We start from the raw sequence: 22,678 nt of genomic DNA on the forward strand, positions 1-22,678 counted from the left end.
GAACGCTTCTCTACCTCTACAATAATGTCCTAACTCGTTCTCGTAGCGCTATACCTTTCGAGATTGCGTTGATGCTGCCTTTAAAGAGTGTCCTAACGTATGTGCGTAGCGCTATATCCCAAAATCCTGACAAAAATCAGGTTTGAATTGTCAACAAAACCCTCAAAACAAGAGAAGGTAGCGTCAGGAAAATCAGGATTTGTTCCGGCGGTAGCTCGCTGGGTGTACGCCCTTGGCGGGGCGAAGCCCTATGAACGATCGAATGCTTGGATGGAGCGATGTAAAAGTCTAGTGAAAAACTTTGAGCGAACCCTCTCGCGACGACCAAGATCAATCTCTGCTTTTTCAGGCTAATGCTGAAGCGGCTTGCAGCCCCTTCCTAAGATCTCAAATGGGTTCTATATTTTGGGGCGATCGCCACACCTGCTAGTTTTCATCATGGGTTAGGTGGCAGAGGCGTAATCAGAAGGGCGATCGTAATCACAAACGTAATCAAATAAGGAAGATTTGCCCAGGATCTAAGAGTATTCAGGAATTGACCTAAAAACTTGGTTGACGGATCAGGTTTGACAAAATTTCCTCTCATTTTCTTCATCCATTCATCGTCACCCTCAGAAATATACCCCCCAAGAATCCGAGCTAATCGATTAAAGTTATCTCGAAATTTTCTTTCTAGATACAAGTAATAGATATCCAGCAGACCAAACAAAGCAAATGAGACAAATGCCAGAATGAACAGAGCAGGGTTTCGATTGGTGAACCCAAAACCAACAATCGCTGACCACACCGTTAATCCAACCTGTTTAATTGTTAACGAATGGGTTGCCATACGGCTGATCGAATTCTGCAACATCTCAGTTTGCTTAATTAAGTATTCTCTATTCTCTTTAATCCAGTCCAGATTGTTGATTGACATAGTTTTGAGATTAGCTACGAGTATCTAGCTCTAGAGGTTCAGCCCTTACTAAGCATTTTTTGAAGTTTCAAATATCCAATTTGACAGGCTGAATAGTCATAGGATTCTAGATTCTCAAACGGATGCCATTCATTTCTGGCGATCGACTCCATATAAGTTCCATCCTGTTGAGCCACACCCGGTTCAACTCCGGTGACGTCCGCGTAGTACAGATAGCAGATCTCATTTACCTGAGTTCCCACAATATACTGACCCAGCGGTGAAACCTGAACCCGATAGCCCGTTTCCTCATACACCTCTCGTTGAGCAGCCGCTTCCGGCGATTCCCCTTCCTCCATCGCCCCCGTAACCGGACAGGGAAACAGCTTGAACTTTCCATCCACCTCTCGATTATCAATACAAAGATGCTGCTGGCGAATTAACACCTCATATGCTTCCGGCTTTTCGCTACTTCTTCTCAAAAGAAACACCGAAACGGAATCTTTACCTTTGCGCTCCAAATACTGAAACCCTCTTGGCGATTCCTTGACCGCAATCCATTGAGTGCTAAAAATAATCCTATCCTTATCCATTTTCCATAACCCTGTCAGTTCTCGATCGCCCCAACTCGTACAATAGCGCGATCGCTACTCCTTCCCGTTGCTCTCAGTTTCTGAAGCCTCTAAGCCTTTAATCAAAACCTCTTCTACAACAAAGCTAAACGATCGCCGCTCTCGGTCAGCGATCGCCTTAACTCTGTCTCTAATCTCATCTGACAAATATATAGTCACCTGATTTTTCTTCGTGACCACCGCAAACACCCTCTGGCTTACCTCTAGTCAAGGTTATTGCCTTATGATTTAATTAGGGTAAGGTACTTATGAGTACCTTTATTGATTCTTGAAGAGTTTTATTGATGATTACCCTCTCTGATGACGTTGATAAAGCCCTGGTCATCCTGGAGAAAGCGGATAGAGGAGCCAAAGCGATCGAGCCTTAAAGGTTTCAGTTCTGCACAATCCCTTAAGGCATGAGAGGCGATCGCCAAAGATGCTAGGTTTCGGGTTCTTCAAGAATCCCGAAATCTGGGCGCTTGAATCTGGTTTTTCTGAGTGTAAAAAATCAACAGGGCACATATTTTAGTGGATCGAAAGAGTTTCTTGAGCGATCGCCCAGTAGTATAGTGGGCAATGGCGCGAACAAGGAAGCAGTGCCCATGAAAAACTCAATGCAGGAATTGCCCCAGGCTAGCGTACTTGGCTTACCTGTTCACATCACCCACTATTTAAGCTGGCTAACGCTGAGGCTAATGCGCCAGCAAAGCGTTCACGTCGTGACGCTAAATGCCGAAATGGCGATGGCAGCCGAAAAAGACGAGGCGCTAGCCAAGATTATTCATCGAGCCGAGCTTGTCATTCCCGATGGGGCAGGAGTTGTGCTGTACCTAAAGTTGCGCGGGCACAAAATCAAGCGATGTCCAGGAATTGAGCTATCTGATCTTCTGCTACAGGAGGCTGCCCGCCAAGATCAGCCTTGTCCTGTATTCTTCTATGGCGGCAAGCCGGGAGTCAGCCAAACGGCAGCTGGAATCTTGCAGCACCGAATGCCGGGATTGACGATCGCTGCTACCCATCACGGCTATGGCACTGATGCAGAACAGCAGCAGATTTTGCAGGCTCTCCAAGACTTACAGCCTGCGATCGTTCTAGTGGGGCTGGGCGTGCCGCGTCAAGAATTCTGGATCGCTGAACATCGCCACCTCTGCCCTCGTGCTATCTGGATTGGCGTGGGCGGCAGCTTTGATATTTGGGCGGGAGTCAAGACTCGCGCTCCAGGCTGGCTGCGAAATAACCACCTAGAGTGGGTGTATCGGCTCTATCAGGAACCCTGGCGCTGGAAGCGGATGCTGGCGCTGCCGAAGTTTGCCTGGAAGGCGATCGTCTATCGAGGGGTGTAATTTAGGTGGGAAGCGTGACGGGTTTAGCTCAGTTAGTGCGGGATTTTTCTCTCTCTGCGGTGATTGCTGGGTTTGTCACAGTGCTGGTTGGGTTTACTAGCTCGGCTGTGATCGTGTTTCAGGCGGCTCAGGCTCTGGGTGCCTCGCCGATCGAGATTGGCTCCTGGATGTTTGCTCTAGGGCTGGGCATGGGCATCACCAGCATTCTGCTGTCTCTGCGCTATCGGGTTCCGGTCGTCACCGCCTGGTCTACGCCCGGTGCCGCCCTGCTGATTACTAGCGCGGCGGGGGTATCAATGCCAGAGGCGATCGGTGCTTTTCTAATCTCAGGCGGGCTGATTACGCTTTGCGGCTTTAGCGGCTGGTTCGAGCGGGTGATTAATCGCATTCCGATCTCGATTGCTTCTGGAATGCTGGCGGGGGTGCTGCTGAGGTTTGGGCTGGATGTGTTTGTTGCCATGAAGACCCAGTTTGTCATGACTTTTGCCATGTTTTGTCTGTACCTGCTGATGCGTTCCATCTTGCCGCGCTATGCGGTGGTGTCAGCACTGGCGCTGGGGATTCTGATTGCCGGAGTTCAGGGTTTACTGCGTGTGGATATGATCCAGCTTCAGTTGGCTCAGCCTGTGCTGACCCTGCCGCAGTTTTCACTAGGGGCGCTAGTAGGGGTTGCCCTGCCGCTATTTGCAGTGACGATGGCTTCCCAAAATGTGCCTGGAGTTGCCGTGATTCGGGCTTCAGGTTACACAGTGCCCATTTCTCCGGTGATTGGCTGGACGGGAGTAGCGACGCTGATTTTGGCTCCCTTTGGTGGCTTTGCCCTCAATCTTGCTGCCATTACTGCCGCCATTTGCATGGGTGAGGAAGCCCACGAAAACCCGGCAAAGCGCTATGTGGCTGCTGTAGCGGCTGGCGGATTTTACCTTCTGGTGGGGCTATTTGGCGGCACGGTCGGGGCGGTATTCGCGGCATTTCCCAAAGAACTGGTGCTGGCGATCGCCGGACTCGCGCTTCTAGGAACGATCGGCAATGGGCTAGCGGCTGCCCTAGCTTCTGAGAAAGAGCGAGAACCTGCTCTGATCACGTTTTTGGTGACGGCATCGGGCGTGACGCTGGTAGGAATTGGGTCGGCGTTTTGGGGGCTGGTTGCCGGGGCGCTGTCGCTGGCAGTGCTGCGTTTCAAGCGTACTTAAATTCTTGAACTAATTTGATAAAGAGAAAATTGATTCGTTGTTGCCGGATCTTGAAAAGAATAAACTAGCTGCGGCTCAATGTTCTGCTGCTTAGCTAGAGACAATAAATGTTCGCTGGGATTGTAGAGAAAAATGTGGCTGAATCCATCTGGCAAATCTAAACGATCAGGTGCAACGTGACTAAGGAGCTGCATATTAATCTGCGGCTGTAGTTCTTTAGCAAATGGCAGAATAGCGGCTAAAGATTTATCGGAAATTATGAGTGGATGAGGAGCTTTATAAATAATTGAGGGAATTTCTACGTCAAATTCTGACCAGCCCCACCAAGTTCGACCCAATGAGCCAATGCTACAGGATAAGAGACTACCTGAAAGCAGAAGAATAGTAATCCATTGCCAGAGATGAGGTCTAGAAGCAGGTAATTGGTGGGCCAGTTTTGATGTTAACAAGTAGGCAACTGCAAGGAAGATCATTGTATGACAAACTAGAAAATATCTTTCGTTTAAGCTACGCCTACCTCCTAGAGTTAAATCTGCAAATAAAAAAGGCAATGTGGTCAACCCGACTGTTAGGAGAATAAGCAACCAGACTCTAACGGGAGCTTTGGAATATAAATAATAAAGTGCGTACAGGATAAAGATCAGAGTTGGAGCTGCCAAGTAAATAAAGGAATAGTGATATTTCAGATGCCACGCAAAAAAGATATGAGAGATAGCTGTTCCTGCACCTTGCATTAAGTTGATGGGCAGCATGGGCAACCTTGTCCATGCCAGCGTTTGCGCAGCTATATCTCCATTCAGCCATACGATCGACAGCCAGGGCAGAAGACAGACAATAGTGATTCCTAATGCAGCACCATAAGCCATGACTGTCTTAGTCAACCGGAAGCGTTCCATACACAAAACATAAAGTCCTTGTGTAATCATCACTAAACCTGTAAGTAAATGGCAGTAAAATGCCATGATTATAGAAAGTGTATAGAGTCCCCATTTCAGCTTTGCGGGTTGCCGTATAGCTTGAAGCAATAACACAAAAGAGATGAGGCTAAGGGTGAGCCAAAAACTATAGGGGCGAATCTCTTGAGCATAGCGAAGGTTAATCGGAGATACGGCAAAGAGTGCCATTGCCATCCAGCCTATCGTTGAGGATGCAAAGAGTTCTAAACAAAGCAAATAAATGACCGGAAAAGATAGCAAACTACCTATCACAGATAGGCTGCGCATTGCAAATTTAGAGCTACCAAAGCACTGCGCCCAGACTCTTGCCACCAGAAAATAGAGCGGCGGTAACTGAGGCTCTTCTTTGGCTAATCCTGCAATGGTTCCAATTGCCCCTTTCTCTAAAGAGGGAGTCTGATATTTTAGAAAATCGCCAGCCTTGATAATCTGTCCATTCAAAAGATCTTTTTCTACATCCTGTGCCGAATAGCCAGATACTCGCAGTAGGGTATAGCTCTCATCAAGCCAGTATGGCTTTTGATCAAGGTTAATGCATCTCAGAAATACGCCGATCGCCACTACACAAATAAGAAAATAGAGTAATCCTCGTTCTCGTAGCTTAGTTAAGTCTAAAAGCATTGAGCGCATCTTCATCTCTAAAATCTATGAGGAATCCCAGTTAGTAGCTATAAGCCTTTAGCAGTCGTCATATCTAGCTAAAATTGGGGAAAGGGCAATCTGATAATACGTGAAATATTGGCTGATACGCGATCGCATTCTCTACGAAGAAACGTGAGCCAGATTCAAGGCAATGTGAAACGATCGCTAGAAATGCTCTAGCGATCGCAACGAATGCTTAAACGGGAATAATGACCGTTGCAACGGTCATTACGAGCCAAGATTATTCAAAACGTAGACTTTAAGGGATATTAGAGGCGGTTTCTAGGTTAAACAGCGTTTGCAAAGTTTGCATGGCGTGGCGACGGGCTTCGATGTCCTGTTGAGCGCGCAGCTGCACCATGGGATCATGCAGAATCTTGTTGACAATGCCGCGCGTCAGAGCCTCAATGATTTCTTGATGCTTTTCGCCAAACTCTGAGCCGAGCCGAGACAGCGCTTTCTCTAGCTCCTGAGTGCGGATGGTTTCAATCTTGTTGCGGAGGCTGCTGATCGTGGAAACGGTTTCGAGCGATCGCCACCAGACATCAAATGCCTCAACTTCTTCATCCAAGATGCCTTCGGCTTCCATTGCCATCTGGCGGCGGCTTTCCTGATTTTGGGCAACGACGGCTTTCAGGTCATCCACATTAAAGGCGTAGACGTTGTGCAGATCGTTGACATCGGCATGGACATTACGCGGCACGGCAATATCAAACAGCATCAGAGAGCAGTGGGCTTCGATCGTTCCTTCAAGCTTGGCGCGATCGAGTAAAGGCTCTGTTGCTGCTGTGGCGGTAAACACCATATCTGAGGCGGCGATCACCTGCATCATGTCAGACAGGGTATGCAGCTTCAATTCCACGTCTTTGAACTGTCGGGCGAGTTCCTGTGCTCCTTCAAGCGATCGGTTAACCACGCAAATCTGCGTAGCTCCTTTAGACAGCAAATGCTGCACCACAAGACGCGACATTTTGCCTGCACCCAGCACGGCAACCCGACAGGCGGAGAGGTTTTGGACTTTAAGTGCAGCAAGCTCAACGGCAGCTGAGCTAATGGAAACAGCTCCGGTGCCAATACTGGTTTCAGTCCGAACCCGCTTTCCGGCGGTTAGAGCCTGCTTAAACAACTGGTTGAGGATGCGTCCTACGCCGTTGTATTGCTGCCCTACCTTATGGGTGTGTTTGACCTGCGCCAAGATTTGCCCTTCGCCCAACACCAAGCTATCTAGCCCTGCCGCTACCCGCATCATGTGCATGACGGCATCCTGGTGCAGCAGCGTAAACAGGTAGGGGCGAAGCTGATGGACGGGCAACTTGCCATATTCCGCCAAAAACTGCGTTACTTCTCGCACTCCTGGCTCCGTTTCACTCGTGACCACATACACCTCCAAACGGTTGCAGGTGCTGAGAATGGCGGCTTCTTCAACATGGGGATAGCTGCAAAGATGGGCGATCGCTGCCTCCATTTGCGGGGTGGGAATGCTAAGTTTTTCGCGCACATCCACCGGGGCTGTTTTGTGACTCAGACCCACAACAACTATATTCATTCGTCCTCCCAAACGATTTTCTCTTTGTGCATGACTGCTTTAGAGGGTTCCCCTCACGGCAGCCTCAATCAGTCTTTATGGAATGATTTGCACAATTTGCGTTAATAAACTCGACATTAATAAACCTGGCATTAATAGACCGAACCTTACTCCTCGGCATAGAGTCTGCGTAGAATCGGTATAGAGAAAGTCTACCAATTCAAGGCAGTTTGTAGAGGAATGGCTTAAGGCTGGAGTAGGGGCGATCGCGTAAATTTTTATGAATCCGGCGCTTTGACACACAAAACTTGACACACAAAAACTGAGAGGAATTGCACACAAAACCTCTCAGTTACTTATTGAGCCTCAGTAAATCGCAAACCAATGCTCACGCTAGGAATACTTGTGTCTGATCCCCCAAAGTCCCTTTTTAAGGGGGACTTTGAGTTCCGAAGCCCCCTTTTTAAGGGGGTTGGGGGGATCGAGTGTAAGGAACCTAATTAAACTTGATCAAGCCTGTGGATGTTTAGTAGTTCAACTGCACCAGCTTAGGACTTTCGCTCATATGAATGCTGTCTACAAACCGAGCGGTCTTCGACTGGTTGGAAATAACCAGGCTCTGAGTCCGGGCGCCACCCTTAAAGAACTTCACGCCCTTCATTAGCGTCCCAGACGTAATGCCGCAGCCCGCAAATAGGACGTTCTTGCCTGAAGCTAGCTCTTCGGCTTCATAGACGCGATCGGGGTCGGTGATCCCCATTGAGGTCAGACGCTCGATGTTCGCTTCTCTGCTCTCGCCAATCAGCCCGGTTTTAACGATCGCCGGATCGTAGATCAGCTGCCCTTGGAAGTGTGCGTCCATACAGCGCATGGCCGCTGCCGAGATTACGCCCTCTGGCGCAGCGCCAATGCCCATAAGCGCATGGATGCCTGTGCCTTCAAACGCGCAGGAGATTGCTGCCGATACGTCACCATCCGAAATTAGGCGCACTCTGGCTCCTGCTTCCCGGATTTCTTTGATCAAGTCATTGTGGCGATCGCGTTTCATCACCACCACCATTAGCTCATCAATGGGGCGCTCAAGACATTCAGCCAAAATCTTCAGGTTCTCAGTTGCCGACTTGCGAATGTCTACCTTGCCTTTTGCTGCAGCAGGTGCCGCCAGCTTGTTCATGTAAAAATCGGGTGCAGCGAACAGTCCGCCTTTCTCGGAAATGGCAAGCACAGCCATGGAACCAGGTTGACCGTAGGCGCAGAGGTTGGTGCCTTCGCAAGGGTCAACGGCAATGTCAATCTCGATTAACTCATTGGGGTTGCTGAGAGTCTTGGCATCCTTACCAGCACCAATGCCCACCTCTTCGCCGATGTACAGCATGGGTGCATCGTCCCGTTCGCCTTCTCCAATCACAATGCGACCGCGCATGTGAATTTTGTTCATCCGCTCCCGCATGGCTTCTACTGCCACGCGATCCGCCTCATTCTTGTCGCCTTTGCCCGTCAAATGAGCTGAAGCGATCGCCGCTTGCTCAACCACTTCAATGATTTCTAAACCGAGCGTGCTTTCCACCGGATTACCCTCCAACTGCTGATTTTGCGTCGTTTTGCGGACTACGCTTCGTATCAAAGTCTATCAGAATTGGGGATCGCGATTTCATCTGCTCGATCGGATTAGAGCTGTTCGATCGCAAAATAAAGTCTAAGCTCTCTCCCCGCCTTCTTCCCTCCCGACATGACTCCAACCTCCAACCCCCACTCAGCCAATCTTCAACTCATCCTGGAAAATTCTCCCGTCGGCGAAGTCCTGCCCGCGATCGCCCAGCTTCATTTGCCCAACTGGTGGCTGGCTGGGGGGGCAGTGCGCAATACCGTATGGCGATCGCTTTTCGGCGAAACCTGCAATTTGACGATTAAGGATTTTGATATTGCCTTTTTTGATGGAGAGGGCGATCGCCAACAGGAGTTAGAGGCAAAAGCGATCTTGACCGAACAGTATCCTCATCACCTCTTTGACGTAAAAAATCAGGCGAGCTTTGCGCGGTGGCGATCGGGACGGCAAGCTTACAGCAGCACTGAGGAGGGTATCAGCGATTGGTTGCATACTGCTACAGCCGTGGGGGTGCGGCTGGAGGCTGGCGTGTGGCAGTTTTTTACGCCCTACGGATTGGAGGATTTGTTTACGGGGATCATTCGCCCCACGCCGCCCCATGTAGGCGATCCGGTTGCCGAGCAAAAGGGAGCCTCATTTCTCCAGAAATGCACTGGCTTAACGGTTTTGGGATAGCGAACTTCGCTGCTCAAACCATTCTAAAACGCGATTCCACGCCCACCAGAGATCGGGGTCTTTGGCTTGACGCTGACAGGCTTTGCTGCTGAGGTAGCCGACATGACCCCCTTGTTCGGTCAGAGCTAAGTCGATCGCCGGATTTTGGGCGCAGGCAGTTTCCAGATCAGGGACGATCGCCGGATCAAACATCGGATCGTCTGCTGCATAAATAATCAGCGTGGGCTTACTGAAAACATCCAGGTGATACAGCGGACTGCTGGCTCTGTAATAGTCCTCGACAGTAGAAAATCCTAGCTTCCTGATCACCAGCTCTTCGTCAAATGTCCAAATATTGCGGACGCGGGCTAGGGCTTCAGGATCGATCGCCCCCGGATGACAGTCGCTAATCCGAGCCGCCAAGATGCGGAGCTGTTTTGTGATTGCCTGATCTAAAGACCTGCCAATCGCGCTTTTATCCAAGTAGCTCAAAGAACGCTGAGATTCTAGGCTAGGACAGATAGCTGCTCCGCCACCAATTTCTGACTCCGCCAAGCCCAAATCTGCGCCCCATGTCCCGACCGTCTGTGCTGCCTTGATTGCCCACAGAGCCAACTGTCCTCCCAGAGAGTAGCCCGTAAACCAAAACGGAGCCGGACAGCCCATCGCCTTGGCTTTTGCAGCAATACGGACAAAGTCTTCTCCCTCATACAGCCCGTCTGACGTGAGGGTGGGCGATAGCTCCGCCGTTTTGCCATGCGCCCGCCAGTCGAATAGCACGATCGCATAGCCTTGAGCAAACGCCTTGCGTCCCAAAATCTTGAGAAACCACTGATTGTCCAAATCGCCCGTAATGCCGTAAGTCGCGACGATCGTGCCTTTGGGGTTTTCAGGGATCGCCACTTTGCCAAAAATCGGCACCTCCCCTGCACCCACAAAAATCTGCGGCTGGTAGATTGGCTCTGGCACAGCAATATGCTTCTCCCAGTTTTGGCTCATCTTCAGAGCGGTATGGAGGGTCATGACCAGCCCATTTTGCAGAGTCCAAGGCGGACTATAGAAATAATTCATGGAGGGTAGGTAGATTGATACGGACTGTGAAAGCTAACTTACACCAGATGCAGCAGCGCCTCTAGCAGCATTTGATTTTGTGCCTCTGTGCCCACCGTAATCCGCAGCTTGTCCTCCAGACCCGCCTGCTTGAAGTAGCGAACTAAAATGCCTCTCTGCTTCAGCGCCAGATAAATTTGCTCGGCACTATTTTTGTGCGTAGGGGGCTGTACCAGCAAAAAGTTGGTTTGAGAGTCTCGCAGCTCAAAGCCCAACTGCTTCAGGTCGATCGCCAGTTTCGATCGGGAAGCTTTCACCTTTTCGGCACAGGCATTTTTGTAAGCCTGATCCCGCATGGCGGCAGCGCCAACGGCACAGGCGATCGCGTCCACGTTGTAGCTATCTTTCACTTTAAACAGTCCGCTCAGCAGCTTCGGATTGGCAATACCAAAGCCCAGGCGCAGCCCCGCCAGAGAATAGCCCTTAGATAAGGTGCGGCTAATCATCACATTCTCAAATTCTTTCACCAGCGGCAGAGCTGTCTCGTTGGCAAAATCCACATAGGCTTCATCCACAACCAAAACGCCAGTCAGCTTTGCTGCCAACTGCCGCAGATCGTCGATCGGCACCACGTGACCAGAGGGGCTGTTGGGAGAGGCAATAAAGGTTACGGCTCCGTTTGCGGCAGCGAGTTCGACGATCGGCAGCTCATAGTCTGCCCCATAGGGAATTTCGATCGTTTGTGCGGGCTGAATTTCCGTCAGCGTTCGGTACAGGACGTAAGTGGGCATAGGGTAAACCACTTTTCGACCTGCCTCGGCACAGGCGCGGATAATCACATTCAGCACGTCATCACTGCCGTTGCCTACCACAATCCAGTCGGTTGGCACATCCAGCACTTCGCTGATCGCCTGTCGAAACTCATTGGCGTAGGGGTCAGGATAGCGCCGCAGCAGTTCACCCTCCAGATTTTGTAACACCGCGATCGCCTCTGGAGAGGGAGGATAAGGGTTTTCATTGGTGTTGAGCTTGATAATATTGGTTCCTGGCTTCGGCTGTTCACCCGGAACATAGCCAGCCATGGTGTCAACGTTGGGGCGAAAGTAGGAAGTCATGAATGGGTGGCGATCGAGTTATCGCATCAATAATGGCACTTGCCTTTAGTGTAAGAAAATTTAGTGCAAAGAGATTTAGTGTATGGCACTACATCATTGAGGAGGTCTAAGCGCGTAGCGCTGTGGAAGTCAAGCGAGAAGTAAAGCGCAATTCTCAATCTTCTGCTTCTGATTCAACGGTTGATTGCCCCACAACTCGATTGCGTCCTTGCGCCTTTGCCTGTAACAGGCGATCGTCAGCCCGCTGTAGAAGACTGGTTCCTTTAGCATCATCGCCCGGTTTCAGCGTTGCGATCCCGGCGCTGACGGTGACGTTCAAATCTAGCTCATCGTTGATGGCAAACGGCTGTTCGCTGATGAGCTGACACAGCCGTTTGGCAATCATCAGGGTTTCCCGACCTCCCGTATCGCTCAGAATCACCACAAATTCTTCACCGCCATAGCGAAACGGCGTGTCATAAAAACGCAAATTGTGGCGGAGGCGCGCTGAGAAAAGCTGGAGGGCGCGATCGCCTACCAAGTGTCCGTACGTATCGTTAATGCTCTTAAAAAAGTCTACGTCCAGCATAATGACGCTGACGGGTTCATTGCGGGTGCGGGCATTGTGGATTTGCCGGGGCAACTCCCACTCAAAGGCGCGGCGGTTGTTGAGTTCGGTGAGCGGGTCAGAAAGGGCGATCGCGGAAAGCACGTCATTGGTGCGCATTAAATCACGATGATTCTGCACTTGGCGCAGTCCTGCCTGTATCTGTGCCTGAAACCAGCGACTCTGAATAGCGAAGTGGTGGGCGATTTCAGGTTTATAGGCTAAGGGCAGCCAGAGATAGGCATCGGCTCCTACTTCTAAAGCCTCAATGCGAGCTTTGATCTCGCGATCGCGATCCGGCAGCTCATCCACAGACTGGTCGTCAATCAAAATGCAGTAAATCCAGGCAATGCGGTTCTGAGTTTTCACCTGACGGCACAAGTCAAGACCTTCTGCTCGGCTGGCTTGAATCACCAGCAGGTCAGGCTGCTGCGCCTGGATGATTTGCATTGCGCCAGAAGGATCGATCGCCCTCTCCACTGCAAGCGTTGTGCGATTAGGAACTAAGTTTAGAAGACTGGCTTGGAAGTCATTGCTTCCTACCAGCAAAATTGATGCATCCATTAACGTTGGGGAAGCCTATCTTGGAATTCATGAACTCACCTACCCTGATGTCTTGAGGAGACACACAAACAATACCACCTCAAAATCAATGCTTAATCACACTCTGACCTCTGACCTGATGGAAACAGCTTGCGTTTTGTCCAAGGTGCCATTTCTTGTAAATCTCTTACGCCTTGCGCAATTTTTTGTGCCTGTGCAATCTCTTACACGCCGCGCAATAGTTATGTGCCGCGTAACACATTTTCACTCAAGCCTTACTCAAGCTGGTGGCAGCTCAGCCTTAGAGCATCCTAGATTTCTGTGATGGTTCTGTCGCTCAACTTTATAGATCCGGTGGATCTGAGTTTTTTGATAGATAGGTTAGAATACCTCCGTGTTTTCAAGCTTATTCGTACTTTAAGTTACTTACAAGATTAGCTGTACGGATTCCGAAAACTTTCTAGATTTCATCTGACCCCCTATTCCAGCGTAATTACAGGGATTTTAGCTCTGTTGGATACAAATGTTACTGAGATAAGTTTTGTATAAAAATTGCATCAGAAGGTTAAGAAAGTCAAACTTTGTCGAATCTGACAACATGATCGAGAATAGAGAACTATAGCTGTTCATATTCTTCAGTACTGCTACGGAATCGCATCCCATGGTCTCTTTTCTCAGCGGCACCCAAATTCGACAGACTTTCCTAGACTTCTATGCCGAAAGAGGGCATCAGGTATTGCCCAGCGCTTCGCTGGTGCCAGAAGATCCGACCGTGCTGCTGACGATCGCTGGGATGTTGCCCTTTAAGCCCATCTTTCTAGGGCAGCGCCAGTCTGAGTTCCTGCGTGCCACCACCTCTCAAAAATGTATCCGCACCAATGACATTGAAAACGTGGGGCGAACGGCGCGCCACCACACGTTTTTTGAGATGTTGGGCAACTTCAGCTTTGGAGATTATTTCAAAGAACAGGCGATCGCTTGGGCATGGGAGCTTTCGACTCAAGTGTTTGGGCTGCCGCCTGAAAATTTGGTGGTCAGCGTGTTTCGGGAAGATGATGAAGCCTTTGCCATCTGGCGCGATCAGGTCGGCATTCCAGCACATCGGATTCAGCGCATGGGCGAGGCAGATAATTTCTGGGTGTCGGGCGCGACCGGACCTTGCGGTCCCTGCTCTGAAATTTACTATGACTTTCACCCAGAGCTAGGCGACGCGCACATTGATTTAGAGGACGACTCGCGCTTCATCGAGTTCTACAATCTAGTCTTCATGCAGTACAACCGGGATGCAGAAGGCAACCTTACTCCCCTTCAGGCGCAGAACATTGATACGGGTTTGGGGCTAGAGCGGATGGCGCAAATTCTCCAGCAGGTGCCCAACAACTACGAGACTGACTTGATTTTGCCGATCATCAAAACGGCTGCCGAGATTGCTGGAATCGACTATGCGCAAGCCGACGAGAACACGAAGGTTTCTTTGAAGGTGATTGGCGATCACGTCCGATCGGTGGTGCATATGATTTCTGACGGCATCAGTGCCTCCAATCTGGGACGCGGCTATATCCTACGGCGGCTCATTCGGCGGGTCGTGCGGCATGGGCGGCTCATCGGCATTGAGAAAGAATTTGTCATTGAAGTTGCTGAGACGGCGATCGCCCTTTCAGAAACGGCTTATCCTGCCGTGCGTCAGCGCGAAAAGCAGATCAAAGCCGAGCTACAGCTTGAAGAATCCCGCTTCCGTGAAACCCTCGATCGCGGCGAGAAGCTGCTGGCGGAAGTCGTGGAAAAAGTGGGTGCAGGGGGCGAAATCTCCGGTCACGATGCCTTTGTTTTGTATGACACCTTTGGCTTTCCTCTAGAGCTGACCCAGGAAGTTGCCGAAGAAAAAGGCTTGACGGTGGATGCAGAAGGCTTTGCCGCCGAAATGGAGCAACAGCGTCAGCGATCGCAAGCTGCCCACGAAACCATTGACCTGACGGTGCAAGGTACCCTAGACACCCTGGCTGAGACTTTAGACCAAACTGAATTTTTGGGCTACTCGCAAGTTTCTACTAGCGCCGAGGTGCAGGTGCTGCTGGTGGAGGGACAGTCTGTTGCTACCGCCTCGGCGGGTAAGGTGCAAATCATCCTTAACCAAACGCCTTTCTATGCCGAGTCGGGCGGACAAATTGGCGATCGCGGCTACCTCTCCGGCAGTGACACTCTGGTACGGGTTGAGGATGTTCAGAAAAACGGTAGTCTGTTTGTCCACTATGGGCAAATTGAGCGGGGAACGTTGAAAGTGGGCGATCGCGTCACGGCGCAAATTGATTTGGCGTGTCGTCGTCGTGCCCAGGCAAACCACACGGCAACCCATTTGCTTCAGGCAGCATTACGGCAAATTGTCGATGAAAATATCGCACAAGCCGGATCGATGGTGTCCTTTGATCGACTCCGCTTTGACTTTAATCTGTCGCGTGCCGTGACTGCTGAAGAGCTGCAAAAAATTGAGGAGCAAATCAACACCTGGATTGCGGAAGGGCATCAGGCAGAGGTAGAAATTATGGCAATTGCTGCCGCCAAAGCCAAAGGGGCGATCGCGATGTTTGGCGAAAAGTACGGCGACGAGGTGCGAGTTATCGACTTTCCCGGCGTATCAATGGAGCTGTGCGGCGGCACCCATGTTGCCAACACGGCAGAAATCGGTCTATTTAAACTGATTTCAGAATCGGGTGTTGCTGCCGGAATTCGCCGAATAGAGGCAGTCGCAGGTCTGGCGGCGTTGGAATACTTGAGCCTGCGGGACAAGATCGTGCGCGAATTGAGCGATCGCTTCAAAGCTAAGCCCGAAGAGCTAACCGATCGCGTCACGGCACTGCAAACAGAGCTAAAGCAAACCCAGAAACAGCTAGAGGTGGTGAAGGGCGAATTGGCTCTGGCTAAATCCGATCAGTTGCTCAGTCAAGCAGAAGCGATCGGCTCCTTCAAAATTTTGGTGGCTTCTCTGGTGGAGGTAGATGCAGAGTCTTTGAAGACTGTGGCAGAACGGCTGCTGCAAAAGCTGGGAGAAGGGGCGATCGTTCTAGGCTCTGCCGAGTCGGATAAGGTCAATCTGGTGGCAGCTTTTAGCCCTGGCGTGAATCAGAAAGGTTTGCAAGCTGGGAAATTTGTGGGGGCGATCGCCAAGATCTGCGGGGGTGGCGGCGGCGGACGACCTCATCTGGCGCAGGCAGGGGGAAAAGATGCCAGCAAGCTGCCCGATGCTCTAACAGCCGCTCAGACTCAGCTCCGGGATGGATTGGCTTAGGCTTGACTAGGCTTGACGTTCTAGGTGAGCAAATGTACGCCTGTAATTTCACTGTTTCTGGTCGTTTCTTCATAGCTACTTTGCGTAATTTCCCTCGCTTCAACATTAATCTTGAGGTGAGGCGAGTTCAGACGCCTGCTTGAGGAAGTGGCAGACAGAAATGGGGGCTCATTATCTGTCTGCCTGCCTTGAGCTATCCCAAGTTTGGGCTAGACAACGATTCAGAAATACGATTCAGAAATACGGTTCAGAAATAAACTCAAAGTATAGCTGTCGCCCGTTTGCTTAGGATATTTGTGGTGGGGCGCAAAGCGCCCCACCACAAATATCCCCGTCCTAACCGCCTTGGCGATTGCCATAAACTCAAAGTATTCTATCGGTTAGAAAGTAGGTGGTCATTTCGCCTTTACCCTTCACCTCGATTGCCCCCCGCAGGTCAAACCTATACTTGTGTTTCAGCAGCTCGTAGGTTTGAGCAGTCACCTGAATGCGTCCTGGCAGACCATGAGACTCCATCCGGCTTGCAGTATTCACCGTGTCGCCCCAGAGGTCGTAGGTAAATTTTGTGGTGCCAATCACCCCTGCCCGCACCGAACCTGTACTCATTCCCATCCGCATCATGAGAGGTTGCTCGGCTTGCCCTGGTAGATTAGGTACAGTAAACCGAGCAATTTCTTTTTGCATATCCAGCGCTAGTTCCGCAACGGCTTCCGCATGATCCGATCGCGCTGTGGGTAGCCCCCCTACTACCAGATAGGCATCACCAATAGTTTTAATCTTTTCTAAACCATACTGTTCTACCAGGCGATCGAAGGCTGAAAAAATTTGGTTTAGCAGCTCGACTAGCTCTGTGGAAGAGAGCGCCTCTGAGAGCTGGGTAAAGCTAACGATATCGGCAAACAAAACTGTGACTTCGGCAAAGCTGTCAGCGATCGTTTTTTCTCCCTTTTTGAGGCGATCGGCAATCAGTTTCGGCAAAATGTTCAGCAGCAGCCGCTCAGATTTTTCCTGCTCTGCTTGAATTTGCCTTAAAAACGCCTGCTCTTGATCGCGAAGTCGCTTTTTTTCCAGACTCGCGCCAATTCGGGCTTTTAGCAGCGTTGGATTAAAGGGCTTAAACAAATAATCTTCTGCGCCCAGCTCAATGCACCGTACCACGCTCTCAATATCATCTAAAGCTGAGATCATGATCACAGGAATATGCCGCAGAGCCGCATCAGATTTGATATGTTCCAAAACCTGATAGCCATTCATTTCTGGCATCATCACATCCAATAGCACCAGATCAAAAGGCTGTTGGCGAAGGGTTTTCAGCGCCTCTAATCCATCTTCGGCAACAACAATGGCGTGTCCCTGCTTCACTAGACGGCGCGAGAGCAGATCCCGATTCATTTCGTTGTCGTCTACTACCAGGACAAGACTCTGGTTAGCCATATTGGCATCTCTTGTTGAAGTGGACAGCAGGCGCACTGGCGATCGATCTACGGCTGCATTAAGGGGTGGCTGCATTAGGCAGTGGCTGCATTAAGCGGTGGCTGCATTACAGAGTAACATTTGAATTTTGCCCAATAATCGAGGAAATTCTACAGGCTTGGTATCGTAGTCGTCACAACCTGCCTCGACACACTTCTGGCGATCACCCGACATGGCGTGAGCTGTCAGCGCAATGATCGGAATGGTTTGTGTGGTGGGCATTTCTTTAAGGCGACGGGTTGCTGACCAGCCGTCCAGCACAGGTAGGCTCATATCCATCAAGATCAGGTCAGGCGCATCAGACTGAGCCATGTCAATGCCTTGCTGTCCGTCGATCGCCATCACCACCTGAAACCCCTTGCGCTCTAGACGGCGAGACAGCATATCCCGATTCATTTCATTATCTTCAACAAGCAATATCTTAGGCATTGCATCCCTCTCCTAGCTCAACTTCCTGGCTCAACTTCCTGGCTCAACTTTCTGGCTCAAAAGCGAACTAAACAATTAGCGAACTAAACAATTCAGATTTCAGAACGCAGATCCTAAAACGTTCCAGAACTGAAATTCCAAAAATTCTTAAATTGGAAGCGGCTTAGCTGCCTGCTGGGGAGCTACACAGGCAACCTGATTCATTTCGGCATCCCGCAATCCACGAGAAATGGCGTTCAAAATTTCAGACCAGACGCACCTGCCCATAGAATTCCCACGAAATGGCTGGGAGTAACGGTTAATAAGGAATAATCTCTGGAGGAAAGGTGAACCCCTTACTGCCGAGCGATCAAGCTTTTGGAATCAGCTGCTGCTGTAGAGCGACGACAACTGCCTGAGTCCGATCGCGCACCTCTAGCTTGTGCAAAATGGCGTGAACATGCACCCGCACCGTACCCGCTGCAATGTAGAGAATGGCAGCTATTTCTTGATTGGTTTTTCCGGTTGCCAACAGCGCCAAAATTTCTAGCTCTCGCTGGGTCAAAGGATGGGCTAACTCAACGCACATAGGTTGAGCAGAGGTGGGCTGAACCGAGAGAGGCTGAACTGCATGATTCTCAAACGTTGCCCGAATTTCCTGAGTGGCAATTTGATCCCACCATGAAGCCCCAGCTGCAACCGATCGCAGCGCCAGCACCAGTTTTTCAGCTGCCATTCCTTTCAAGCAGTACCCTTGTGCCCCTGCCTCAATAAGACGGGCAATCAGCGAAGGTTGAGAATGAGAGGTCAGGATCAGAATGGGTAGCTGTGGATGCTGTTGCTTGAGGTGCCGACAGGCTTCAATGCCGCCAATTCCAGGTAGCCCTACGTCCATTAACACGACGTCAAACTCCTGCTGTTTCGCCAGATCGATCGCCGTTTCGCCATCTTCTGCTTCCGCAATAATTTCTAGCCCAGGCTCTCTTTGAAGCCGAACCTGTAGCCCCAACCGAAACAGCTCATCATCCTCGACCAGTAAAATTCGCAATCCTCTAGAAGCCATATTGAGCGAATCTGTTCATCCTCCTAACAATACCAATTGATTGTCCGGCGGTTGGTATCCCAGATGCTTCCAGGCGGCAGGGGTGGCAATCCGCCCTCTCGGAGTGCGTTGCAGATAGCCAATTTGCATGAGATAGGGTTCGTAGACTTCCTCGATCGTCTGGGCATCTTCGCCTGTGATAGCGGCAAGCGTGTCTAGACCTACAGGGCGACCGCCAAAGCTTTCAATCATCACGGTGAGCATCCGCCGATCAGTCCAATCCAGACCGCAAGGATCAACGTTGAAGCGCTCTAGAGCCTCTGCGGCGAGTGTTCCGGTAATTGTGGCTCCGTCTAATTTCACTTCTACATAGTCTCGAACGCGCCGCAGGAGGCGGTTGGCAATTCGGGGCGTTCCTCTGGCGCGCCGCGCAATTTCGGCAGCCCCTTCGGGAGTAATTGCTGTCGAGAGAATTTCGGCAGTGCGCAAAACGATCGGCGTGAGTTCGTCTAGATCGTAGAACCGCAGACGTTGAACGAGACCGAAGCGATCGCGCAGAGGAGAGGTCAAAGCTCCCACCTTAGTCGTTGCACCCACTAGCGTAAAACGCTGTAGGTCGAGGCTGCGAGTCTTGGCACTCTGCCCTTTACCAATGGTGATATCTAGCCGAAAATCTTCCATTGCCGCATACAGAATTTCTTCTGTCACCATGGGTAAGCGGTGAATCTCGTCAATAAACAGAATGTCTCCCGTCTGCATTCCCACTAGCAGACCCGCAATATCTCGCGGACGCTCCAGAGCCGGAGCCGTTGTGACTCTGCAATTGACCTGCATCTCTTCTGCCAAAATCAGCGCCATTGTCGTTTTACCCAGTCCTGGTGGCCCATAGAGCAGCAGGTGATCCAGGGTTTCGCTGCGTTTTTGAGCAGCTTTGATGGCAATGTCCAGCACTTCTTTTAGATCTTTTTGCCCAATGTACTCAGCTAGGCGCTTGGGACGCAAACTCTCCTCTGGCTTGCCCACCTCATCTAGACGTGCCGCAGGTTGCAGCAGATCGCCCTCTTCAGGCATCCCAGGGCTGAGGGGAGCGGAATTCAAAACAGAATTTTTGGGCATAGAATTCTCTTCAGAGGGCAGCCGCTTTTTGCGATCGCCCTTCACCTTGCTATCCTGCCGATCGTCGTCAGGCTGTTTAGAAGAAATAATTGCCATACTCTCCATGGTACAGGCGTATTTTAGTTTTAGAGAAAAAGTACGAAAATTTTAGTAACCGACAGGGTGCGCTACGCTTGTAGGATACCTAGAAACTCTCCATCTCTCGGCTTATTGATTAGCTTCTTATGAGCGACTCTTCGTTAGTGGTGCCCAATCCGGTCACGTTTGAACAGGCGATCGCCATCACGCAGTCGCTCCTGGCAGCAATGGAGTCAGGGATATCGGCGGCACAAATTCAGTCTACGATCGCAGATTTAGTCCATAGCGAGAATGGGGCACGCGGATTTTTTGTCACTTATTTAACGGACGAGCGATTGCTGGCTGATGAGCCTTCTACTGCCGTTGTTCAGGCACTTCAATCGGCTCCTGAAACTGTGGCAGAACTGCTGGTCAAGAACCTGGCAATGTCTACCGCAATGGCGATCGCTCATCGACGCAACCACAATGAGGAGATGGCACAAGGATCAGACCGAGTTCAGCGGCGAACCACCCAGCTGATTCATCAAGTAAAGCTGTCTGAGGTTAGCTTAAAAGCCCAGAAGCTGCTGCACAGCGTCGTTACAGGAGCCGGGGAATATCAGACATTTCTCGATCGCTGGGGCTATGACGACGAGCAGCGTCAACGCATTGGAGAGGCATTGCAGCCCCTTGTATGAGCAAACCCTTATGGAAGTAAACCCCCGGCGCGATTTTGTGAGAACCCTATCCCATGGAGCAGATACTCAGTAACCGAATTGTTGATCGAGTGTTAACTAGCCTAGCTTCACCGTTGCAAAACTGGCTGGACGCTCACCCCATGGGATACTGGCTAGTCTCTCATCCGCTCTGGCTAGTGGGGCTAGTTTTGATCGCTTTGCTGCTGCTATCGGGATTGTTTGGAGCGATCGCCCAGCTTACCCAAAAGCTATGGATTTTTGTTCTACAAGCGCCCCTTTCGCTGACGCGCTGGATATTTGCTACTCTATTTCAGCTTTTCGCGGCGGTTTTTCGCTGGAAAGAAGATAGCGGAAAACCGCCTGAAAATGTGCATCGTCTGACCGAAATCTTATCTCGCTTAGAAGTTTTGAGACAAGAGCAGGACGAGCTAATTCAAGAAGCCAAAACTGTTTTAAAGGAAATGGGCTAAATCGCCGCACAAATTTAGCCTTGGGTTTATGGCAACCGCCTTAGCGGTTAGGACAGGAACATTTAACCCTCATTAATCACTCTATTAGGATGAAAATATAAGCTGTAAGTTGAGCTGATGGACTATGGGGCAGACAAACAGATTCATCTGGTCAGTGAGTTGCTCAAATCCAGCTTCTAAGGAGGCGATCGGGAAGACTTGTATTCAAGCTTAAAGGAATTGCAATATAAGTTCCCAGTTATCCAAGCCAGCCAAATAGAGGCAGCGATCGCTCAAAAACTAGAGCTATCTACTGAATGCCCTGGCTGAAAGGTAAAACCTTCATGTCCGAGTGGGCGCAATGCCAGCTTCCAAACATCGCCCTGTTGCGAAATTACTTCTTCTCGATAGCCCCGGACCCGTCTCTTTACCCATTGCCCTGTTTTGCAACACTACCGTTTTAAGTCCTCTTAGCAGTTCCAATCTGCCGATAGCGTGCCTGTACAATGTAGTAGACACCGTAAGCAATCAGCCCAATCGCCACAATGCCTAAAACCCACGAGCCATAGGGTTGCTGCGCCAGCGATGTCAAAGCACCTCCCAACCCTTTTACTTGATTAGGATTAGACTGCCGTGCTGCCTGAATCAAGAAAAAGCCAATTACTCCAAAGACAACTCCTCGTGCCGCCAGACCTAGTCTGCCAATCCGAATAGCCCAAGCCTGTTCAACTTCACTCATTTCATTCAGCTTCAACTTCTGTCGAAACTTTGCTTTATAAGCTTCGTAAAACTGGTAGATTCCAATCCCAATCACTAGCGCACCGATTGTTCCTACTAACCATTGTCCAAAGGGCTGAGCTAGCAGGCGGGCCGTCCAGTCTCGTGAGGCATTGCTGCTGCTACCCCCAGCACCCAAAACGATTCGTACTGCGGTTAGCGCTAAACTGGCATAAACCAAACCATTGCTCACATAACTACAGCGCTGAAGAATGCCTTTCACATCTGTGCCCTTGTGATCGGGGTCAGCCACTGCCTCAACTAAGCGCCACAGGGCATATCCGAACAACCCGATCGCCACTAAGCTCAGCAAAATTTGTCCAAAAGGTTGAGTCACGATTGTTTGTAGGGCACCTTGGGTATCCGTTTTTCTACCCCCTATGCCAAATGCTGCCTGAGCTGCTAGTAAGCCAACTAAGGCATAAACAATCCCTTTAGCTGCAAATCCTAACCGAGCTAGCCGTTCGACCCAGGGGTTAGCTGCTGTCTTTTGTACAGCACTTTCTACTTGATTTTCATTGTCTCCGGTTGGTAAATTCTTCTGTTTCACAAGTATTACGTCCCCGGTTGTGAGTTTGCGGGTTGATCACAATCAAGTCAGGTTCAGTATAACAGGAGCCTAGCGCTGCGGAGTCAGGATGACGAAGGCAGAT

Annotated in this window: 21 protein-coding genes and 1 pseudogene; 7 read left to right on the forward strand and 15 right to left on the reverse strand. The window is 50.4% G+C overall.

The genetic code is table 11. From position 1 onward, the window contains the following. Nucleotides 1-111: 111 nt before the first annotated feature. Nucleotides 112-383, forward strand: a pseudogene (locus AC5JMP_RS18170) (transposase family protein); the annotation flags it as partial. Nucleotides 384-436: 53 nt separating this feature from the next. Here AC5JMP_RS18170 and AC5JMP_RS18175 read toward each other — a convergent pair. From AC5JMP_RS18175 to AC5JMP_RS18185, 3 genes are read right to left on the reverse strand one after another with little or no spacing between them, the layout of a single operon-like run. Continuing rightward, nucleotides 437-916, reverse strand: coding sequence for a hypothetical protein (locus tag AC5JMP_RS18175; RefSeq protein ID WP_495852896.1), 480 nt, complete (start codon nucleotides 914-916; stop codon nucleotides 437-439). A gap of 38 nt (nucleotides 917-954) precedes the next feature. After that, entirely contained in the window at nucleotides 955-1,488 is a 534-nt protein-coding gene (locus AC5JMP_RS18180) for an NUDIX hydrolase (RefSeq protein WP_495852897.1), read from the reverse strand. A gap of 54 nt (nucleotides 1,489-1,542) precedes the next feature. Next, nucleotides 1,543-1,686, reverse strand: a complete 144-nt coding sequence (locus tag AC5JMP_RS18185) for a hypothetical protein (protein ID WP_495852898.1) — start codon at nucleotides 1,684-1,686, stop codon at nucleotides 1,543-1,545. Between the two features lie 425 nt (nucleotides 1,687-2,111). Here AC5JMP_RS18185 and AC5JMP_RS18190 point away from each other — a divergent pair, with 425 nt between their 5' ends. Continuing rightward, the gene (locus AC5JMP_RS18190; RefSeq protein WP_495852899.1) at nucleotides 2,112-2,852 is read left to right on the forward strand and encodes a WecB/TagA/CpsF family glycosyltransferase; all 741 of its coding nucleotides are present in this window, start codon (nucleotides 2,112-2,114) and stop codon (nucleotides 2,850-2,852) included. Nucleotides 2,853-2,866: 14 nt separating this feature from the next. Beyond that, nucleotides 2,867-4,045 (forward strand): benzoate/H(+) symporter BenE family transporter, encoded by a 1,179-nt coding sequence (locus AC5JMP_RS18195; RefSeq protein WP_495852920.1) that lies wholly within the window; start codon nucleotides 2,867-2,869, stop codon nucleotides 4,043-4,045. Here AC5JMP_RS18195 and AC5JMP_RS18200 read toward each other — a convergent pair. From AC5JMP_RS18200 to glpX, 3 genes are all read right to left on the reverse strand, one after another. After that, on the reverse strand, nucleotides 4,042-5,631 hold the full coding sequence (locus AC5JMP_RS18200; RefSeq protein ID WP_495852900.1) for a glycosyltransferase family 39 protein: 1,590 nt from the start codon (nucleotides 5,629-5,631) through the stop codon (nucleotides 4,042-4,044). The two genes, AC5JMP_RS18195 and AC5JMP_RS18200, sit on opposite strands and share 4 nt — an antisense overlap. 271 nt (nucleotides 5,632-5,902) lie before the next feature. After that, nucleotides 5,903-7,189 carry a glutamyl-tRNA reductase gene (locus AC5JMP_RS18205; RefSeq protein ID WP_495852901.1) on the reverse strand — a complete coding sequence of 429 codons (1,287 nt, stop codon included), beginning with the start codon at nucleotides 7,187-7,189 and terminating at the stop codon, nucleotides 5,903-5,905. Nucleotides 7,190-7,694: 505 nt separating this feature from the next. Continuing rightward, a complete protein-coding gene (gene glpX, locus AC5JMP_RS18210; protein ID WP_495852921.1) occupies nucleotides 7,695-8,735 on the reverse strand; it encodes a class II fructose-bisphosphatase in 1,041 nt (346 codons plus the stop codon). Between the two features lie 162 nt (nucleotides 8,736-8,897). Here glpX and AC5JMP_RS18215 point away from each other — a divergent pair, with 162 nt between their 5' ends. Beyond that, entirely contained in the window at nucleotides 8,898-9,449 is a 552-nt protein-coding gene (locus AC5JMP_RS18215) for a nucleotidyltransferase family protein (protein WP_495852902.1), read from the forward strand. Here the strand turns inward: AC5JMP_RS18215 and AC5JMP_RS18220 are convergent. The 3 genes from AC5JMP_RS18220 to AC5JMP_RS18230 form a co-directional block, all read right to left on the reverse strand. After that, a complete protein-coding gene (locus AC5JMP_RS18220) occupies nucleotides 9,432-10,499 on the reverse strand; it encodes a YheT family hydrolase (protein WP_495852903.1) in 1,068 nt (355 codons plus the stop codon). The genes AC5JMP_RS18215 and AC5JMP_RS18220 overlap by 18 nt on opposite strands. A 38-nt stretch (nucleotides 10,500-10,537) precedes the next feature. Continuing rightward, complete coding sequence (hisC, locus tag AC5JMP_RS18225) at nucleotides 10,538-11,593, reverse strand: histidinol-phosphate transaminase (protein WP_495852904.1); 1,056 nt, start codon at nucleotides 11,591-11,593, stop codon at nucleotides 10,538-10,540. A 154-nt stretch (nucleotides 11,594-11,747) separates the two neighbouring features. Then, entirely contained in the window at nucleotides 11,748-12,743 is a 996-nt protein-coding gene (locus AC5JMP_RS18230) for a diguanylate cyclase (protein WP_495852905.1), read from the reverse strand. A gap of 640 nt (nucleotides 12,744-13,383) precedes the next feature. On the opposite strand from AC5JMP_RS18230, the gene alaS reads away from it, so the two are divergent. Next, nucleotides 13,384-16,005, forward strand: coding sequence for an alanine--tRNA ligase (alaS, locus tag AC5JMP_RS18235; RefSeq protein ID WP_495852906.1), 2,622 nt, complete (start codon nucleotides 13,384-13,386; stop codon nucleotides 16,003-16,005). Nucleotides 16,006-16,226: 221 nt separating this feature from the next. On the opposite strand, the gene AC5JMP_RS18240 is transcribed toward alaS, so the two are convergent. The 5 genes from AC5JMP_RS18240 to ruvB all read right to left on the reverse strand — a co-directional run bounded on the left by AC5JMP_RS18240 (nucleotide 16,227) and on the right by ruvB (nucleotide 20,140). Next, nucleotides 16,227-16,364, reverse strand: a complete 138-nt coding sequence (locus AC5JMP_RS18240; protein WP_495852907.1) for a hypothetical protein — start codon at nucleotides 16,362-16,364, stop codon at nucleotides 16,227-16,229. A gap of 4 nt (nucleotides 16,365-16,368) precedes the next feature. After that, nucleotides 16,369-17,439 carry an adenylate/guanylate cyclase domain-containing protein gene (locus AC5JMP_RS18245; RefSeq protein WP_495852922.1) on the reverse strand — a complete coding sequence of 357 codons (1,071 nt, stop codon included), beginning with the start codon at nucleotides 17,437-17,439 and terminating at the stop codon, nucleotides 16,369-16,371. 90 nt (nucleotides 17,440-17,529) lie between these two features. Next, a complete protein-coding gene (locus AC5JMP_RS18250) occupies nucleotides 17,530-17,907 on the reverse strand; it encodes a response regulator (RefSeq protein ID WP_495852908.1) in 378 nt (125 codons plus the stop codon). Nucleotides 17,908-18,256: 349 nt separating this feature from the next. After that, on the reverse strand, nucleotides 18,257-18,949 hold the full coding sequence (locus tag AC5JMP_RS18255) for a response regulator transcription factor (protein ID WP_495852909.1): 693 nt from the start codon (nucleotides 18,947-18,949) through the stop codon (nucleotides 18,257-18,259). A 15-nt stretch (nucleotides 18,950-18,964) separates the two neighbouring features. After that, entirely contained in the window at nucleotides 18,965-20,140 is a 1,176-nt protein-coding gene (ruvB, locus tag AC5JMP_RS18260) for a Holliday junction branch migration DNA helicase RuvB (protein WP_495852910.1), read from the reverse strand. 128 nt (nucleotides 20,141-20,268) lie between these two features. Here ruvB and AC5JMP_RS18265 point away from each other — a divergent pair, with 128 nt between their 5' ends. Beyond that, nucleotides 20,269-20,799 (forward strand): sll1618 family protein, encoded by a 531-nt coding sequence (locus tag AC5JMP_RS18265; protein ID WP_495852911.1) that lies wholly within the window; start codon nucleotides 20,269-20,271, stop codon nucleotides 20,797-20,799. Nucleotides 20,800-20,852: 53 nt separating this feature from the next. After that, entirely contained in the window at nucleotides 20,853-21,269 is a 417-nt protein-coding gene (locus AC5JMP_RS18270; RefSeq protein ID WP_495852912.1) for a hypothetical protein, read from the forward strand. A gap of 439 nt (nucleotides 21,270-21,708) precedes the next feature. On the opposite strand, the gene AC5JMP_RS18275 is transcribed toward AC5JMP_RS18270, so the two are convergent. Then, complete coding sequence (locus AC5JMP_RS18275; RefSeq protein ID WP_495852913.1) at nucleotides 21,709-22,575, reverse strand: DUF1206 domain-containing protein; 867 nt, start codon at nucleotides 22,573-22,575, stop codon at nucleotides 21,709-21,711. Between the last annotated feature and the right edge of the window lie 103 nt (nucleotides 22,576-22,678).

This window comes from Drouetiella sp. (genome assembly GCF_059504425.1).

Bases quoted from the DNA above. Each gene is read 5' to 3' on its own strand.
- AC5JMP_RS18175 (WP_495852896.1), bottom strand. From the start codon at position 916: ATGTCAATCAACAATCTGGACTGGATTAAAGAGAATAGAGAATACTTA.
- AC5JMP_RS18180 (WP_495852897.1), bottom strand. From the start codon at position 1,488: ATGGATAAGGATAGGATTATTTTTAGCACTCAATGGATTGCGGTCAAG.
- AC5JMP_RS18190 (WP_495852899.1), top strand. From the start codon at position 2,112: ATGAAAAACTCAATGCAGGAATTGCCCCAGGCTAGCGTACTTGGCTTA.
- AC5JMP_RS18200 (WP_495852900.1), bottom strand. From the start codon at position 5,631: ATGCGCTCAATGCTTTTAGACTTAACTAAGCTACGAGAACGAGGATTA.
- AC5JMP_RS18205 (WP_495852901.1), bottom strand. From the start codon at position 7,189: ATGAATATAGTTGTTGTGGGTCTGAGTCACAAAACAGCCCCGGTGGAT.
- AC5JMP_RS18215 (WP_495852902.1), top strand. From the start codon at position 8,898: ATGACTCCAACCTCCAACCCCCACTCAGCCAATCTTCAACTCATCCTG.
- AC5JMP_RS18220 (WP_495852903.1), bottom strand. From the start codon at position 10,499: ATGAATTATTTCTATAGTCCGCCTTGGACTCTGCAAAATGGGCTGGTC.
- hisC (WP_495852904.1), bottom strand. From the start codon at position 11,593: ATGACTTCCTACTTTCGCCCCAACGTTGACACCATGGCTGGCTATGTT.
- AC5JMP_RS18230 (WP_495852905.1), bottom strand. From the start codon at position 12,743: ATGGATGCATCAATTTTGCTGGTAGGAAGCAATGACTTCCAAGCCAGT.
- alaS (WP_495852906.1), top strand. From the start codon at position 13,384: ATGGTCTCTTTTCTCAGCGGCACCCAAATTCGACAGACTTTCCTAGAC.
- AC5JMP_RS18240 (WP_495852907.1), bottom strand. From the start codon at position 16,364: ATGGCAATCGCCAAGGCGGTTAGGACGGGGATATTTGTGGTGGGGCGC.
- AC5JMP_RS18245 (WP_495852922.1), bottom strand. From the start codon at position 17,439: ATGGCTAACCAGAGTCTTGTCCTGGTAGTAGACGACAACGAAATGAAT.
- AC5JMP_RS18250 (WP_495852908.1), bottom strand. From the start codon at position 17,907: ATGCCTAAGATATTGCTTGTTGAAGATAATGAAATGAATCGGGATATG.
- AC5JMP_RS18255 (WP_495852909.1), bottom strand. From the start codon at position 18,949: ATGGCTTCTAGAGGATTGCGAATTTTACTGGTCGAGGATGATGAGCTG.
- ruvB (WP_495852910.1), bottom strand. From the start codon at position 20,140: ATGGCAATTATTTCTTCTAAACAGCCTGACGACGATCGGCAGGATAGC.
- AC5JMP_RS18265 (WP_495852911.1), top strand. From the start codon at position 20,269: ATGAGCGACTCTTCGTTAGTGGTGCCCAATCCGGTCACGTTTGAACAG.
- AC5JMP_RS18270 (WP_495852912.1), top strand. From the start codon at position 20,853: ATGGAGCAGATACTCAGTAACCGAATTGTTGATCGAGTGTTAACTAGC.